Below are 16357 nucleotides of genomic sequence, written 5' to 3'. Positions count from 1 at the left end.
GGAGACCCCGATGTCAGCAGATCAGCAACCGGTCGAACATATGATCGAAACCACAAGCGAGCTGCTGGACGAGGACTGCATTCATGTCGATGACGTGGTGGATGATCTGGGCCGCAGCTCGATGTCTGCCACGCTGCTGTTTCCGGCAATGATTGTGGTGTCCCCCCTCAGCGGGGTGCCGGGGCTTTCCACGGTCTGTGGTCTGCTGATCTTTCTTGTGGCCGGTCAGATGGTGCTGGGCCGGGACGAGCTGTGGTTGCCCCAGTGGCTGCGCCGTCGCAGTCTTGCCTCTGATAGGGCGCGCAGGGTGCTGGGACCGCTGCGCCGCATGGCGCGGTTTTTGGATCGCCACACCGATGCCCGGCTCACCGTTCTGACGCGTCGGCCGTTCGTCACCGTCCCGCGTGCCATCTGCGCGCTTTGCGGGGCGATGATGCCGTTTCTGGAGCTGGTGCCCTTTACCTCTTCTGCCTTGGGGGCAGTGGTGGCAGGCCTGTCCGTTGCGATGCTGACCCGTGATGGCGTGGTGATGCTGGTTGCGCTTTGTCTGGTCTGCGTTCTTGCAGTGGGGCTGCCGATCTTTGTGACCGGCGTCGTCGCCTGAGAAGCCCGCTCTTAGGGCAGGGCATGACGGCGACGAACCTGACCAGGACGGCCAGGCAGCGACAAGGTCGCATCACCGCGTGCACTGCGTGAAATGATCTTGCCTTTTGCCACAACCGCCAGCCGCGCCGGTCGCAGGCGCACGGCCTCGGTCGGGGTGGCGGCATCCAAAACCACAAGAGAGGCCTTGGCGCCCTTTTTCAGCCCATACCCCTCCAGCCCGATGATCTGGGCGTTGGTCTCTGTCACCATGGTAAAACAGCGCGCCATTTCCTCCGGGTGGGTCATCTGGGCGACATGCAGCCCCATGAAGGCCACATCCAGCATGTCGCCTGTGCCGAGGCTGTACCAGGGATCCAACACGCAATCCTGCCCCCAACCCACCGCAATGCCGTGGGCCTGCATTTCTTTCACGCGGGTCAGGCCCCGTCTCTTGGGGAAACTGTCATGGCGGCCCTGCAGCACGATATTGATGAGCGGATTGGGAATTGCGCTCACGCCTGCCTCTGCAATCAACGGCAAGAGCTTGGAGACATAGTAGTTGTCCATCGAATGCATCGACGTCAGATGACTGCCAGCAACGCGGCCACCCAGGCCGTGGCGCAGGGTCTCTCGTGCCAGTGTTTCGATATGGCGCGACAGGGGATCGTCTGTCTCATCGCAATGGATGTCCACCATCAGGCCACGCTCGGCAGCGATGCGACACAGATCGACGAGCGTGTCCGCACCTTCCTGCATCGTGCGCTCAAAGTGAGGGATGCCGCCGACCACATCGACACCCATATCCAGCGCGCGCAGCAGGTTCGCGCGCCCGGTTTCCGTTCGGTACAACCCATCCTGCGGGAAGGCGACAAGCTGCAGGTCGATGTAGTCCTTGACTGCCTCGCGCAGCTCCAGCATGGCAGTGACCCCGCGCAGGTGATCCGGGGTGGTGTCCACATGGGTGCGGATCGCCAAAAGCCCCATGCTGGCGGCCCAGTCGCAATAGGTCAGCGCGCGCTCGACCATATCCTCTACGCTTGCTTCCTCGCGCAGTTCTCCCCACAGGTTGATGCCTTCCAGCAGGGTGCCCGAGGCATTCACGCGGGGCTGGCCATAAGACAAGGTGGCATCCATGTGAAAATGCGGATCGACAAATGGCGGCGAAACCAGATCGCCGGTCGCGTCGATCGTCTCCTTCGCGGTGGCCTCCAGTGCGGGGGCGATCTCTGCGATGGTGTCTCCGGTAATGCCGATATCCGCAACAGAACCATCCGGCAGCGTGCCGCCTTTGATGAGCAGATCAAACATCATCTCTCTCCCTTGTTGAACGGCACCATCAGCGCCGCAGGAACCTCTGCGCGTCGTGACATCACGACCAGCGCCAAAATCGACAGAATATAGGGAAGCATCAGAAACAGCTGATACGGGACCAACGCCCCGATCGCCGTCTGCTGAAGCCGGATCTGCAGCGCATCAAAGGCCGCAAAAAGGATTGCGCCCAACACGGCCTTCCCGGGACGCCAGGCCCCGAACACCACCAGCGCAATACAGATCCAGCCGCGCCCGTTCACCATGTCAAAGAAAAAGCTGTCAAAGGCCGACAGGGTCAGAAACGCCCCGCCGACCGCCATGAAACCACTGCCCGTGATGACCGCGCCCATGCGGATCGCTGTCACGGACAGACCTTGCGCTGCGACAGCCGAAGGGTTCTCTCCTGCGGCCCTGACCGCAAGACCCACAGGGGTGCGATACAGCGTGTAGGCACAGATCGCGGCCAACAGAAATGCAGCATAGGTCAGCGGCGTCTGCGAAAACAGCGCAGGCCCAATCAGCGGCAGATCGGCAAGGAGAGGTATCTCATAGGGTTGAAAGGCCTCGATCTTGGGCGGAGAGGAGACCTCGGGCAGAACCACGCGATAGGTGTAAAACGTCAGCGAGGTCGCCAGCAACGTCAGGCCAATCCCGACCACATGCTGCGAGAGACCAAAGGGCACGCTGAGTGTTGCATGCAGCAGACCAAAGGCCATGCCGGTCAGCATTGCCACCGCAACGCCCCCCCAAAGCGGCAGCCCGGCCCAGACTGCGATCCAGCCGGAGAATGCGCCCGCAACCATGATCCCCTCGATCCCGAGGTTCAGCACACCGGCCCGTTCGCAGATCAGCTCTCCCAGCGTGGCAAAGATCAGCGGCGAGGCGATCCGGATGGCAGCGGCCCAGAAACTTGCCGACAAAAGGATGTCCAGAATATCCATCTCAATCCCTCCGCAGGCGGAATTTGCTCAGCAGGATGGCAAGCACCATCAACAACAGCGCCGACGCCAGCATGATATCGGCAAGATAGCTCGGCACCCCTGCGGCCCGGCTCATGCTGTCGGCGCCGACAAAGATGGCCGCCACAAACAACGCCGCAAAAACCACGCCAATGGGGTGCAGAAGGGCCAGCATCGCAACAACGATGCCGGTGTAGCCAAAGCCGGGGCTCAGATCGAGCGTCAGCGCCCCCTTGAGACCCGCCACCTCGGAATACCCTGCCAGCCCCGCCAACCCACCGGACAGCAGCGCGGTCTTGAGGATCACTTTGGTGACAGGAATGCCCGCAAACTGCGCAGCCTCAGCATTCTGCCCCACCGCCCGCATTTCATAGCCAAGCGTGGTGCGCGTGTTGATGAGCCAGATCGCGACGGCCGAAATCAGCGCCAGAGCAAACCCCCAGTGCAGTCGCAACCCGTCTACCACCCGTGGCAGCCGCGCCTCTGGATTCAGGCGTGGTGATTTCGGCCAGCCCATCCCCATCGGATCTTTCAGCGGCCCCTCCAGCAGGTAGGAAACAAACAGAAGAAAGATGAAGTTGAACAACAGCGTGGTGACAACCTCATCCACGCCGAGCCGGGTTTTCAGCAGCGCAGGCCCAAGTAGCAGCCCCGCCCCGGCGACCATCGCCGCCAAGGCCAGCAGCGGCAAAAGCAGCGGCGCAGGCAGGGCCAGCGCGCCCGTGCCCAGAACAACCGTTACAACCGCCCCAGCATACAGCTGGGCTTCGGCGCCGATGTTCCACAGCTTCGCACGAAAGGCGACAGCAACCGCAAGCCCTGTAAAGATCAGCGGCGTCGCCCTGTTCAGGGTCTCAAGGATCGCAAATTTCGACCCAAGCGCCCCTGACAGGATCAGCCCGAAAATCGAAAACGGGTTGCCCCCGGCAATCTGTGCAAGAAGCGCGGCAATCACAAATGTTGCAAGAATGGCGGCGGCAGGCGGGATCAGCCGACGCTGCCAGCTGGGCGCCGCGATGGGTTCAAGGCGCATGGGGACCCTCCGCTGTCATCGTGTCAAACCCGTGTCCGGCCATCCAAGCGCCGAGATCTTCGGGCTGTTGGCTGCCGCGCGGAAAACCGGGGCTGAGCCTGCCTTCGCTGATCACATGGATCACATCGGAAAGCTGCATGATCTCGTCGAGATCCTCTGAAATCAGCAAGACCGCTGCGCCCCGCGCCCGCGCTTTGGCCAGTTGTTCATGGACATAGGTGACCGCGCCGATGTCCAGCCCGCGTACCGGTTGGTTGGCGAGAATTATGTCGGGCGCCAACTCCAGCACGCGGCCCAGGATCAGCTTTTGCATATTGCCGCCAGACAACAACCGGATGCGGGTGTCCGGCCCCGGACAGCGCACGTCGTAGGTCGCGATCAGATCCTTGGCAAACTGCCGGGCAGCCCGCCAGTCCAACCATCCCCTGCGCGCAAACCGGGTCGAATAGGTTTCCAGTATGGCGTTCTCGGTCAGATCGAAATCTGCGATGGTGCCGGTCTTGTGGCGGTCCTCGGGGATGCGTGCAATGCCTGCATCGACCGCCTTGCGCGGTGACCATGCGCCGATCTCGCGCCCGTGGATGCGGATCTGGCCGGACTGGGTGGTGATCAGCCCCGAAATCAGATCAGACAGCGCCGCCTGTCCGTTTCCTGATACGCCGGCAAGCCCGGTGATCTGGCCCGCTGCCAGATCCAGCGTAACGTTGCGCAGCCGCGGCGCAGCCCCATTGTCTGGGGTTGATACGCCTTGCAGCTGCAACAGCGCAGGCCCCGCGGCATTCGGTGCAAACCTTGCAGGCTTCACGTCGGCCCCGACCATCAGTGACGCCAGTTCATCGCGGCTGGTCTGAGCGGTGCGCCGCTCTGCCACCAGTCGGCCATGACGCAGCACCAGAACGCGATCTGAAATCGCCATCACCTCATGCAGTTTGTGCGAAATGAAGATGACCGAAAGCCCCTGACCGATGGCCTCTCTCAGCGTCGCAAAAAGCGCATCGGACTCCTGTGGTGTCAGAACGGCCGTGGGTTCATCCAGGATGAGGATCCGCGCGTCGCGATAAAGCGCCTTCAGGATTTCAACACGCTGGCGCTCTCCCACGGTGAGGCGGCCCACTTTGGCGTTGGGGTCGACCTTCAGGTGAAAGCGCTCGGAAAGACTGCGAATGCGCGCCCTGGCGGCGCTGGAATTCAGTCGCATCTGAAATAGCGGCTCGACGCCCAGGGTGATATTTTCCCAGACCGTCAGATTGTCTGCGAGGGTGAAATGCTGGTGCACCATGCCCACACCACCATCCAGCGCCGCTCGGGGCGCACCGGGTGGCAGGGTTGCGCCAAACAGCTCAACCTCTCCCGCGTCGGCCGTATACTGGCCAAAGAGGATGTTCATCAGCGTGGTCTTGCCCGCGCCGTTTTCACCAAGAAGCGCGATGACCTCGCCGGGAAAGAGGTCAAAGCTCACGTCTTCATTGGCCGTCACCGGACCAAACCGCTTGGTTATCTCTTTAAGGCGCAGCACCGGGCCATTGGCCGCGCGCTGCGCCATGCTGGGTGTTGTCATGCCTTGGCTCGGATCACGACGAGGTGGGTTCTGCGTCGTTGATCTCTACCACATAGGATCCATCCTTGATGGCCGCTGTGCGGCTGGCGATCAGGTCCAGTGCGGCTTGGGGGATCTTGCCTTCAAAGGTGCCAAACGGGGCAAGCGAGGCGCCGCCTTCCTTCATGAAAGAATAGGTGCCATAGTCCGCGGCCACAAAGCTGCCGTCGCGCACCTTGGCGATGGCCGCATCCAATGTCGGCTCGAAATGCCACAGTGCCGATGCCACCACGGTATCGGGATAATCCCCTTGGGTGTCGATTACGTTGCCAATCGCCAGAATGCCTTTTTCCTTGGCCGCGTCAGACACGCCAAAACGTTCGGCATAGAGCATATCCGCGCCATTCTCGATCATGGCAAAGGCGGTTTCCTTGGCTTTGGGCGGGTCAAACCAGCTGCCGATAAAGGAAACCTGAAAGGTGATATCCGGGTTCATTTCGCGCGCACCGGCCATGAAGGCATGCATCAGGCGGTTCACCTCCGGGATCGGGAAGCCACCGACCATGCCGATATTGCCACTCTCGGACATGGCGCCCGCAACGATCCCAGACAGATAAGAGGCGTCCTGAATGTAGTTGTCGAACACCGCAAGGTTGGGCAGGCTCGGATCCTCCTTGAAGGAAGAGCCCATCAGAAACGCCACGTCGGGATAGTCTGCGGCGACTTCCCGCGCTTCGGCCTCGACCCCAAAGATTTCGCCAATGATCAGCTTGTGGCCCTGCTCGGCATATTCCCGCATGACGCGCGGGTAATCGGTGTTGGAGGTGTTTTCGGAAAACGTATAGGTAATGTCGCCGCGCTCCTGCGCGGCAAGCGCGGCCACATGGATGCGGCTGACCCACTGCTGTTCCACGGGGACGGTGTAGATGCCTGCGACCTTGATCGGGTCGGCGGCCAGAACGGGATCTGGCAGAACCCCGGCAAGCGCAACAGCCAGCGCGCCCGCGGCAGTGCTGGTCAGGAATTGGCGGCGCGACAGCCGCGCTGCGGTCTTGATCTTGGTCATTCTCACTTCCCCCTGTGGATTGGCCTGCTTGGGCAGGCTTGGTCTGGAATGGCACCGCAGCTGCGGTGCGTGCAGTCACGCTAAGGGCCCCGAATGCGGGCCGCCAAGGGATCCGCTGCATTCACAACGAAAACTATAGAGGCGTGCCTCTTATCTGGGCAAGAACCAATTCATACATCCTAATTTGTGCGTTATTTGAACGGCTTGCGGCGCGTGCTGGCCCATTTTGTGCGGGGTGCGCACTGGCGGTGATCACCGGCCAGAAATGGGCACCGGGCTGTGCCAAACCGGATCGTCCCACCGGCCCTTGGGGCAGGTTTCTGCCGCGACAGGGGCCATCATGGTCGCGCTGACGTTGCGCGCGGGCGCGGCTCTGGCTATCGAGTTGGCAAGGCCACTTCGGCCGAACTCAGGTTTTTTGGAAACAGGACATTCAGATGAGCGACATCGAACGCAGCCACACCGGCACCCGCATGAGCCAGATCGTCAAGCACGGCGATACCATCTACCTCGCAGGCCAGGTCGGCACTGCCGGGGCCAGCGTTGCCCAGCAGACGCAGGATTGTCTGGACAAGATCGACGCCCTCCTGGCCGAAGCAGGCAGCGACAACACCCGCATCCTGCAGTGTGTCATCTGGCTCGCGGATATGGCGGATTTCGAAGAAATGAACGGTGTCTGGGATGCCTGGGTTCCCGAAGGCCATGCACCCGCGCGTGCCTGCGGCGAGGCAAAACTGGCCCGCCCCGATCTGCTGGTCGAATTGATCGTGACCGCAGCGGCAAAATAAGGCAGCCGCCTGACAGCTGTCGTGTCAGTCCGCAGTCCCGGCCAGATCGCCGTTGGTGGCAAGGGTCGGGCGCGGCAACGCCTCCAGCAGCTCTGCCACCCGACGGCGGCAGGGCTCTCCGCGCCAATCGTCCGGATGCAGCGACAGCGGCAGATCCGGATGGCGCAAAACCACCCGCCGCCAGCGGTGCACGATCAGCGTGCGCAGCGTGGCGATCTGCGCTGCGGATAGCTGTTCATCAATGGCCAGCCCGCTGCGCGCGCTGTTCAGTTCGGCCAGCGTCACGTCCAGATCCGAACAGGTGACGCGCAGATCCTCGGGAAACAACCGCCTCTGCAGCCACTCTGGAACCGCCAAGTCAGGGTTGTGCACCACCAGCAGATCACGGGCCAGCGATGCAGCTTTGCCAAGACCCAGCGCCGTGCAACGGTTGACGCTGACGTAATCTGCCTGCTCCAGCAATCCATCCAGCATGGCGGACTGACCGTCTTCTGCAATGGCCAGATGCCACTCAGTGGGCGGGGCAATTTCGCGGGCATAAATCCGAGGCGTCACCGCCGCAGACTGGCTGCGCCCGCTTTCGGTCAGGAAATGCACAGACGCCCGGCCCGAGCGTGTGCTGTCGATCCAGCCATCCTTGCGCAGGCGGTGCAGCGCGACGCGGATCGCTTCGGGCTTGATGCCCATTGGCGTGATGATCTGCGTCAGGGTCTGCCCGTTGATAGAGGCCCCTTTTTGCTGCGCCAGATCCCCGAATAGGGACACGATCACCGACCAGACCCGCTGGTTCTGCGGGTCACTCAGCTTGGAAACGGCGGTATCAAACCAGAGATCTTGGGCATCAGTCATACCCTTATGTCTAAGCCCCCGAAACGCGATAGGCCAGTCCATACGGACTGGCCCAGGGCAGGTGCGGTGCTACGGCAATGGATCAGTAGGCGTTCATCGTCAGCAGTTCATACTCTGCAGCGATTTCATCGTCCTGATTGGTCAGCGTCACATGCCAGCGCACTTCACCGTATTCATCGTTGCGCGGGGTCTTTTTCTTGACGCTCAGGCGCACCTTGATGCTGTCACCGGCCGCAACCGGCTTCATGAAGCGCAGGTTATCAAGGCCGGTGTTGGCCAGAACCGGGCCTTCGTCGGGTTGCACGAACATGCCCGCAGCAAAGGACAACAGCAGGTAGCCATGCGCCACACGGCCCGGGAAGAACGGGTTCCGCTTGGCGGCTTCGTCATCCATATGGGCATAGAAGGTGTCGCCGGTGAAATGGGCAAAGGTCTCGATATCCTCCAACGTCACGGTGCGCGGCGCGGTGTGCAGCGTCTCGCCGACCGCCAGTTCGCCGAACTTGCGGGTAAAGGGGTGTGCGGGGCCTTCGATCTCGGTGCCACCCGGAACCCATTTCTCGCCAATTGCCGACAGGATGTCGGGTGAACCCTGAATGGCGGTGCGCTGCATGTAGTGTTTGACGCCGCGCACGCCGCCCATTTCCTCGCCGCCGCCTGCACGGCCAGGGCCGCCATGCACCATGTGGGGCAGGGGAGAGCCGTGGCCGGTCGATTCCTTCATCGAGTCGCGGTTGTTGAAATAAAGTCGGCCATGATAGGCGCCGGCGCCGATCGCAACCTCACGGGCGACGGCAGGGTCATGGGTGATAACGGACGCCACCAGCGAGCCCTGACCGCGGTTGGCCAACGCGATGGCGTGGTCCAGATCGCGATAGCCCATAATGGTCGAAACGGGGCCAAAGGCCTCTGTGTCGTGCACGCGCTCTGCCGTGTCAGGCGCTTCGCAGTGATACAGCATGGGCGGCACAAACGCGCCCTTGGCCGCGTCCGCACCCGTCACGTCAAAACGCTCCGGATCGCCAAAGACGCGGGTGGCCTCCTGACCGATGATGGCGGCCTTTTCCATCACGTCGCGTTTCTGCGCATTCGACACCAGCGCCCCCATCCGGGTCCCTTCAAGGCGGGGATCTCCGATCTGGGTCTTCGCCAGACGCTCTGACAGGGCTGCAATGACGGCCTCGATCTGGCTTTCCGGCGCGATGATGCGGCGAATGGCAGTGCATTTCTGGCCCGCTTTCGTGGTCATCTCGCGGCTGACTTCCTTGACGAACAGGTCAAATTCCGGCGTGCCGGGCTGGGCGTCGGGGCCAAGGATGGAGGCGTTGAGACTGTCCTGCTCCGCAACGAATCGCACCGAGTTCCGCAGGATCACAGGGTTTGCGCGCAGTTTCAGCGCAGTTTCGGCAGAGCCGGTAAAGCTGACAACATCCTGCATGCCAAGGTGGTCGAGCATGTCACCAAGCCCACCGGACACCAGCTGCAGCGCCCCGTCCGGCAGGATGCCCGACTCCAGCATCAGCCGCACCGCCAGTTCGGTGACATAGCAGGTGGCGGTCGCGGGTTTCACGATCGCGGGGACACCGGCCAGCAGGGTCGGGGCCAGTTTCTCAAGCATGCCCCAGACCGGGAAGTTGAAGGCGTTGATATGCACTGCAACCCCTTGCAACGGCGTGCAGATGTGCTGGCCCAGAAAGGTGCCGTTGCGCGACAGCTGTTCGACATCCCCGTCCAGGTAGACATGGCCGTCCGGCATTTCGCGCCGACCCTTGGAGGCAAAGACGAACATGGTGCCGATGCCGCCATCAATGTCGATCATGTGGTCGGACTGGGTGGCGCCGGTGTTGAACGACAGATCATAAAGCGCCTGCTTGTGCTGGTTCAGATGACCTGCCAGCGCCTTCAGCATCCGGGCGCGGTCGTGGAACGTCATCTTGCGCAAGGAGGGGCCGCCGACAGAGCGAGCATAGTCCAGCATGCCCTGTACATTCAGCGTATCATTGCCCGCTTGGGCAATCACTTCGCCTGTGATCGCGCTTGCAATGTTGCGCGCACCTGCACCCGGTGCAATCCACTGACCAGCGGCAAAGCTGGAAACATCAAGAAGGCTCATCGTGAGATCCTTTGCATCTGTTGCTGGCCGACCACCCAAGGGCGCAATCGGCGGGGTTGCAAATATATTGACCGTCCGGTCGGTTTATGCAAGATCTTTATCCATGACGTCAGAGGGAGGGCGCGGCAATGTCGGATACGCTGCTGGTGCAGGGGCATGGAAACTGGGTGGAAATCACCCTGAACCGGCCTGATCGGCTGAACAGTTTCAACGAGGAAATGCACTACGCCCTGCGCGCCGCACTCGAGGCCGCGCGCGACGGTGGCGCCCGCGCTGTGCTGCTGACTGGCGCGGGCCGCGGCTTTTGCGCGGGGCAGGATCTGGGCGACCGCGATCCGCGCAAGATGGATGGCCCCCCGGACCTCGGGAACACGGTGCGCACATTCTATGCCCCACTTGTGAACCTCATCCGCTCCCTGAATTTCCCGGTGATCTGTGCGGTCAATGGCGTGGCGGCCGGGGCAGGGGCCAATCTGGCGCTGGCCTGCGATGTGGTGCTGGCCGCCGAAAGCGCCAAGTTCATCCAGTCGTTTTCCAAGGTTGGCCTGATCCCGGACACCGGCGGCAGCTGGCATCTTCCGCGCCTTCTGGGCGAGGCGCGCGCCAAGGGGCTGGCGCTGACCGCTGAACCACTGCCTGCCAAGAAGGCCGAGGACTGGGGCCTGATCTGGAAGGCGCTGCCTGATGACGACCTGATGGCCGAGGCCCGCACGATGGCAGAGAAATTCGCCAACGGCCCGACGCTGGGTCTGGGTCTGACCAAACAGACAATCCAGGCCGCAGCGGTCAATACGCTGTCCGACCAGCTGGAAATCGAGGCCGACGCGATGAAGACCTGCGGCGAAAGCGCGGATTACGCAGAGGGCGTGGCCAGCTTCCTGGAAAAACGCGCACCCGCGTTCAAGGGCAAATGACCATGACCCCCAAGGAACGCGCCGAGAAATCTGCCGCCGCCATGTGGGCGGATGACCATGCCTCCAAATGGGCGGGCATGGAAATCACCCATGTGGATGAGGGCGCCGCCACGCTGGAGCTGACCGTCACCCAGCACCACTGCAACGGCCACGGTATCTGCCACGGCGGTGTCACCTTCATGCTGGCCGACAGCGCCTTTGCCTTTGCCTGCAACAGCCGCAATCAGGCCACCGTCGCGCAGCACAACGTGATCAGCTACACCGCGCCCGGACGGTTGGGCGACCGGCTGATTGCCACCGCAACAGAGCTGTCACTGACCGGGCGCAGCGGCATCTATGATGTCACTGTCACCAATCAGGACGGCACCAAAATAGCCGAGTTCCGCGGGTTTTCGCGGGCGATCAAAGGCCAATTGTTTGACGAGAAACAGGGCGACTGACTGAGCCGCCAATTGAGACGACCAAACGGTGTGGAGGACGCCAATGAGAGACCTGACCCCCAACAAGGCTGATCTGGACCCGATCGAGATTGCCTCAATCGACGAAATCCGCGCCCTTCAGCTGGACCGGCTGAAATGGTCGGTGCGCCACGCCTATGAAAACGTGCCCATGTATCGCGAGCGGTTCGACGCGGCAGGCGTGCATCCGGACGATCTGCAACAGTTGTCCGATCTGGCGAAGTTCCCGTTTACCTACAAGAACGACCTGCGCGACAACTACCCGTTCGGCCTGTTCGCGGTGCCGCGCAGTGAAATCATCCGTCTCCATGCCTCCTCTGGCACCACCGGCAAGCCGACGGTTGTGGGCTATACCAAGGGCGACATCGACAACTGGGCGGATCTGGTGGCGCGCAGCTTGCGGGCGTCTGGCCTGCGCAAGGGCGATATGGTGCACAACGCCTACGGCTATGGCCTGTTCACCGGCGGGCTTGGCGCGCACTACGGGATCGAACGTCTGGGCGCCACTGTGGTGCCGATGTCGGGCGGGCAGACCGAAAAACAGGTCGGCCTGATCACCGATTTCAAACCCGACGGCATCATGGTGACGCCCTCCTACATGCTCAACATTCTGGAGCAGTACCACAAGGTCGGCATGGACCCGCGCGAATGCTCGCTCAAGGTGGGCGTGTTTGGCGCCGAACCCTGGACCGACGCTATGCGCAAGGAGGTCGAGGACGCCTTTGACATGCATGCGGTCGATATCTACGGCCTGTCCGAGATCATGGGACCGGGTGTCGCCAACGAATGCGTCGAGACCAAGGATGGCCCGGTGATCTGGGAAGATCACTTCCTGCCGGAAATCATCGACCCGCAAACGGGCGAGGTGCTGCCGGATGGCGAGCTGGGCGAGCTGGTGTTCACCACGCTCACCAAGGAAGGCCTGCCAATGATCCGCTACCGCACCCGCGATCTGACGCGCCTCCTGCCGGGCACCGCACGCTCGATGCGGCGGATGGAAAAGATCACTGGCCGCAGCGACGACATGATCATCCTGCGCGGCGTCAACGTCTTCCCCAGCCAGGTGGAAGAGCAGCTGCTGGCGACCGGCGGCCTCGCGCCTTACTACCAGATCGAGCTCTACAAATCCGGCCGCATGGACGCGATGCGGGTCTTTGTAGAGGCCAATCCCGATGCCACCGACGAACTCAGCAAGACCGCGGCTGCGCGGATGCTGACCAAGCGCATCAAGGATATGGTTGGCGTCTCGACCGAGATCATTGTAGGCGAGCCGGGTTCGGTGGAGCGCAGCCAGGGCAAGGCCAAGCGCGTCGTCGACAACCGCAGCAAGGAGTAACCCCGCTTGGCCCGCACGATCGCAAAAGACCACGACGAGAAACGCGCCCAGATTCTGAAATCTGCGGCCAAGGTGTTTGCCGAGGCAGGGTTCGACCGCGCCTCGATGACCCAACTCGCGCGAGAGTGCGGGATCTCCAAGGCCAATATCTATCACTACTACGACAGCAAGGATGCCGTCCTGTTCGGCGTCCTTGACACCTACCTGAGCGAGCTGCGCGACCGGGTCTGCGGCGTCGATGTCAGCGCGCTGTCCCCCGATCAGCGGTTGCGCCGTATCGTGTCGGAAATCCTGCTGGCTTATCAGGGCGCGGACCACGAACATCAGGTTCAGATCAGTGCAATGGGCGCGTTGCCGGAAGACCAGCAAAAGCTGCTTCGCGCCTATCAACGGGAACTGGTCCAGGTGGTCAGCGACGCGCTCGCAGCCGTCGCACCCACCACACTGGCCCAAGACAGCGAAAAACTGCGCTCTGCCACGATGTCGGTCTTTGGCATGTTGAACTGGTATTACATGTGGAACTCCGGCGCGGGCTCCGACGCGCGTGAAGCCTACGCCGATGTGGTCGCAAACCTGACCCTCGGCGGGGTTGGCAGGCTTTAGGGGCGGCGACCAAACAGCAGGTCGCCATGCGCCCCGGCTTGCGCCAGACAGTGAATGTGCACCATAGTCAGGCCGGATTTATTGGGCCTGACCGGCCGGGACGTGATTTCGATGAAACTGATTTGGATGTCAGATCTGCATTTCCAGCACAGCGGAGAGATCCTGGGTCATGACCCGCAACTGCGCCTTGATGCGGCCATCGACTATATCAACCAGCACCATTCCGACGCCTCTTACTGCGTGATTTCCGGCGACATGGCAGAGACCGCCACCGCCCGCAACTATGCCGATCTGGCTGACCGCCTCGACCAACTGGCGATCCCCTGTCTGCCGATGGTGGGCAATCATGATGACCGGGATCTGCTGCGCGCGCAGTTTCAGGTACCGGACAGCTGCATGGACGGTTTTCTGCAATATTCCGTGGACACCCCGGCTGGGCTCATCCTGTGTCTGGACACTCTCAAACCGGGTGCATCGGAGGGCGAATTCTGCGCCGAGCGCGCCCGCTGGCTGACCAGCACATTGGACGCAGCACAAGACAGGGCGGTTCTTCTGTTTCTCCACCATCCGCCAATGCCGCTGGGTCTGCCCGTGCAGGACAGCGCGCGGCTGGAACATGGCGCGCGCTTTCTTGAGATCATCGAAGGTCGGGCAAACCTCCGCCATCTCTGCGTTGGCCATGTGCACCGATCCGTGACCGGCACCATCCGGGGCATCCCCTTCACGGCCCTGCGTTCTGTGCTCTATCAGGCGCCGCCACCGCAGCCAGAATGGGACTGGAACAGCTTCACCCCAAGCGCCGAAGCGCCCGAACTTGCTGTTGTGTCGTTTGAGCAGGACAGCGTGACCATACAGCCGCTCCAATTCTGCCCCTATCACGTTGGCACATCAGGCCGGGGTCAGTCATAACGCTCCGGCGCCATGCACGGAACGCAAAACCCCCGCCGCCTTTCAAGGCGCCGGGGTGGTGTGTCTGTCTGTTGATACGAACAGATCGGGCGATTACTGCGCGCCACTCAGCAGTTGGGTGATGCGGCGGACGGCCACGCGGCGGTTCGCGCGCTCGGCCGTAAGGGTGCGCACAGCCAGATCACTCTCACCATAGCCCTGCACCACCATGTTCTCCGGGGGCACGTCGAAATACTCGGTCAGCGCCAGCGCCACGGTTTCCGCGCGACGGTCCGATAGCGCAAGGTTGAAGGTCGCAGCCCCGACCGCATCGGTGTGGCCTTCGATCAGGAACACCTCGGCGGGGTTGCGGTCGATCAGCTCACGCAGGGCATTGCCAAGGGCCGCCAGCTCCTCCGCTTCCTGCGGGCGGATCACCGACGATCCGGTGTCGAAATTCACCGAATCCACGTTGATGACCGGCGTCAGGCGACGCACCGCATCAATGTTGCGGATCTGCGCCAGCGAGAAACGGCGCTCTACCGACTTGGCATCTTGTGCGGCAAGCGCAGCCGCAAGATCCTCGGCAGAAACGGCCCTGCTGCTGGAGACGGCACTGCGGTCCTCTTGAACCTGTGGCAGCTCGTTGACCACCACGCGCTCTGCTTTCTGGGTGTCATCAAACAGCACGACGCTGCGCCCATCCGGCAGCAGTTTGGTGCGGCGCAATACCCGCCCTTCGGCAGAGCGGATGGTTTCCACCTCAACCCCGTTTTCGCGCACAACCACAGTGCGTGTCGAGCCATCGGCGAAGCGGTAGGTGGTCACATTCGACCCCGGCTGACGCAGCAGTGCGTCATCATCCTTCAGCACCCGGTATTGGCCGTTTTGCTCGACAATGGCGCGGTCGCCCGAATTGGCGACAACCTTGCTGCCGTTGTTCAACAGCGTGCCGATCGCCAAGGCTCCCAGCCCCAGCAGGACGTTGCGCTCGCGGGTGGACAGACCGCTGTCATCCTCAGGTGCCGCTGCGTTCTGTTGCGGGGCCGGGGCCGCGTCGCCAACAGCGGTTTCGAACTCCTCGTCAGAGCTGCGGGCGGTCTCCTCGGTGACGACTTCCTCAATCACTTCGGGCTCTGCCTCTCCTGTGCTCGGATCGCTCGCGCTGGCAGCCGCCGCGCTGGCTGCATTGCCGTCCCCGTCCAGCGCATCAGCCAGAGCATCGGCCTGGGCCTGGCTGTCGATTTCGGCCAGTTCGGGATTGTCGGTGCCTTCGTCCGCTTCCTCCGGCGATTGGGCCAGATCTGCGGCAATGGCCTCCGCCGTCGCTTCGGACCCATCAGCAGCCTCTGTTACATCGTCTGCAGCGGGCGTCCCTGCGGGCGCGTCGGTTTGGGGCGCGGGCGCACTCTCGGTGTCAGCTTCAGCACTGGTATCAGTGCCAGCCGTCTCTGCGGCGTCCGCCTGCGGCTGGGTGTCCGCGGCTTCGGTCGGCGGGGCGTCCGTGGGTTCCGATGCCTGCACCTCGGCGTCGGCCTCCACGTCTGCGTCTGCAGTCAGCTCCGCGACGCTGGCCAGAACGCTGGCGGATTGCAGCTCACCGGGCAAATCCGCGTCAAAGGCACCAGTGCCATAGGCCTTGCAGAACTTGGCGATCTTGCCGGTCTTTTCTTCGACCTCCTGACCTGCGGCCAGTTTCTTCTGGGTGCGTTCCGCCCGCTTGCGGCATCGATCCACCAGATCGCTGATTTCACCTACAGACATCTGGCTGAGATCAATCTGCTTGCCGCCCTTGTTTTGCGACAGGGCAGGAAGAGGGGCTGCCAGCGAGATCATAACCGCGAGCGCCGTGGATGATTTGAAAATACCCGGTTTCATGTCGGTTCCTTTCTGTTCCGGCACATGGCCACAGAAAGA

General features: G+C 62.4%; 15 protein-coding genes. 7 read left to right on the top strand and 8 right to left on the bottom strand.

Going from position 1 to position 16357, the window contains the following annotated elements:
* Nucleotides 1-10 precede the first annotated feature (10 nt).
* Nucleotides 11-604, top strand: a complete 594-nt coding sequence (locus tag NIT7645_RS00415; RefSeq protein ID WP_008558809.1) for an exopolysaccharide biosynthesis protein — start codon at nt 11-13, stop codon at nt 602-604.
* Nucleotides 605-615: 11 nt separating this feature from the next.
* On the opposite strand, the gene NIT7645_RS00410 is transcribed toward NIT7645_RS00415, so the two are convergent.
* The 5 genes from NIT7645_RS00410 to NIT7645_RS00390 are packed head-to-tail and all read right to left on the bottom strand — an operon-like array spanning nt 616 to nt 6491.
* Entirely contained in the window at nt 616-1893 is a 1278-nt protein-coding gene (locus NIT7645_RS00410) for an amidohydrolase family protein (RefSeq protein WP_008560610.1), read from the bottom strand.
* Nucleotides 1893-2837 carry an ABC transporter permease gene (locus NIT7645_RS00405; RefSeq protein ID WP_008559817.1) on the bottom strand — a complete coding sequence of 315 codons (945 nt, stop codon included), beginning with the start codon at nt 2835-2837 and terminating at the stop codon, nt 1893-1895. Before NIT7645_RS00405 ends, NIT7645_RS00410 begins: the two co-directional genes overlap by 1 nt.
* Before the next feature lies 1 nt (nt 2838).
* Complete coding sequence (locus NIT7645_RS00400) at nt 2839-3888, bottom strand: ABC transporter permease (RefSeq protein ID WP_008561082.1); 1050 nt, start codon at nt 3886-3888, stop codon at nt 2839-2841.
* Entirely contained in the window at nt 3878-5446 is a 1569-nt protein-coding gene (locus NIT7645_RS00395; protein WP_050685760.1) for an ABC transporter ATP-binding protein, read from the bottom strand. The genes NIT7645_RS00400 and NIT7645_RS00395 overlap by 11 nt, the downstream gene beginning before the upstream one ends.
* Before the next feature lie 13 nt (nt 5447-5459).
* Nucleotides 5460-6491, bottom strand: a complete 1032-nt coding sequence (locus tag NIT7645_RS00390; RefSeq protein ID WP_008561925.1) for a BMP family protein — start codon at nt 6489-6491, stop codon at nt 5460-5462.
* A 437-nt stretch (nt 6492-6928) separates the two neighbouring features.
* Between NIT7645_RS00390 and NIT7645_RS00385 the strand changes: the two genes are divergently transcribed.
* Nucleotides 6929-7279 (top strand): RidA family protein, encoded by a 351-nt coding sequence (locus NIT7645_RS00385; protein WP_008559624.1) that lies wholly within the window; start codon nt 6929-6931, stop codon nt 7277-7279.
* Nucleotides 7280-7303: 24 nt separating this feature from the next.
* On the opposite strand, the gene NIT7645_RS00380 is transcribed toward NIT7645_RS00385, so the two are convergent.
* Together NIT7645_RS00380 and paaZ are read right to left on the bottom strand one after the other, a co-directional pair.
* Nucleotides 7304-8128, bottom strand: a complete 825-nt coding sequence (locus tag NIT7645_RS00380; protein ID WP_008562917.1) for a PaaX family transcriptional regulator C-terminal domain-containing protein — start codon at nt 8126-8128, stop codon at nt 7304-7306.
* A gap of 82 nt (nt 8129-8210) precedes the next feature.
* Nucleotides 8211-10241: a phenylacetic acid degradation bifunctional protein PaaZ gene (gene paaZ / locus NIT7645_RS00375; RefSeq protein ID WP_008563288.1), complete on the bottom strand. Its 2031-nt coding sequence runs from the start codon at nt 10239-10241 to the stop codon at nt 8211-8213.
* Nucleotides 10242-10369: 128 nt separating this feature from the next.
* Between paaZ and paaG the strand changes: the two genes are divergently transcribed.
* The 5 genes from paaG (at nt 10370) to NIT7645_RS00350 (ending at nt 14461) form a co-directional block, all read left to right on the top strand.
* Nucleotides 10370-11155 (top strand): 2-(1,2-epoxy-1,2-dihydrophenyl)acetyl-CoA isomerase PaaG, encoded by a 786-nt coding sequence (paaG, locus tag NIT7645_RS00370; protein ID WP_008563063.1) that lies wholly within the window; start codon nt 10370-10372, stop codon nt 11153-11155.
* Nucleotides 11156-11157: 2 nt separating this feature from the next.
* Complete coding sequence (gene paaI / locus NIT7645_RS00365) at nt 11158-11595, top strand: hydroxyphenylacetyl-CoA thioesterase PaaI (RefSeq protein ID WP_008562757.1); 438 nt, start codon at nt 11158-11160, stop codon at nt 11593-11595.
* 43 nt (nt 11596-11638) lie between these two features.
* Nucleotides 11639-12949 (top strand): phenylacetate--CoA ligase PaaK, encoded by a 1311-nt coding sequence (paaK, locus tag NIT7645_RS00360; protein WP_008559713.1) that lies wholly within the window; start codon nt 11639-11641, stop codon nt 12947-12949.
* 6 nt (nt 12950-12955) lie between these two features.
* On the top strand, nt 12956-13552 hold the full coding sequence (locus NIT7645_RS00355; protein ID WP_008563278.1) for a TetR/AcrR family transcriptional regulator: 597 nt from the start codon (nt 12956-12958) through the stop codon (nt 13550-13552).
* 111 nt (nt 13553-13663) lie between these two features.
* Nucleotides 13664-14461, top strand: coding sequence for a metallophosphoesterase (locus NIT7645_RS00350; protein WP_037302532.1), 798 nt, complete (start codon nt 13664-13666; stop codon nt 14459-14461).
* Between the two features lie 93 nt (nt 14462-14554).
* Here NIT7645_RS00350 and NIT7645_RS00345 read toward each other — a convergent pair whose 3' ends face one another.
* Nucleotides 14555-16318 carry an OmpA family protein gene (locus NIT7645_RS00345; RefSeq protein ID WP_008562174.1) on the bottom strand — a complete coding sequence of 588 codons (1764 nt, stop codon included), beginning with the start codon at nt 16316-16318 and terminating at the stop codon, nt 14555-14557.
* Nucleotides 16319-16357: the final 39 nt, after the last annotated feature.

The organism is Phaeobacter italicus, assembly GCF_001258055.1.
Lineage (GTDB): Bacteria > Pseudomonadota > Alphaproteobacteria > Rhodobacterales > Rhodobacteraceae > Phaeobacter > Phaeobacter italicus.
The sequence above is the reverse complement of the archived record's forward strand: the minus strand, read 5'-3'. Positions and strand labels throughout refer to the sequence as shown.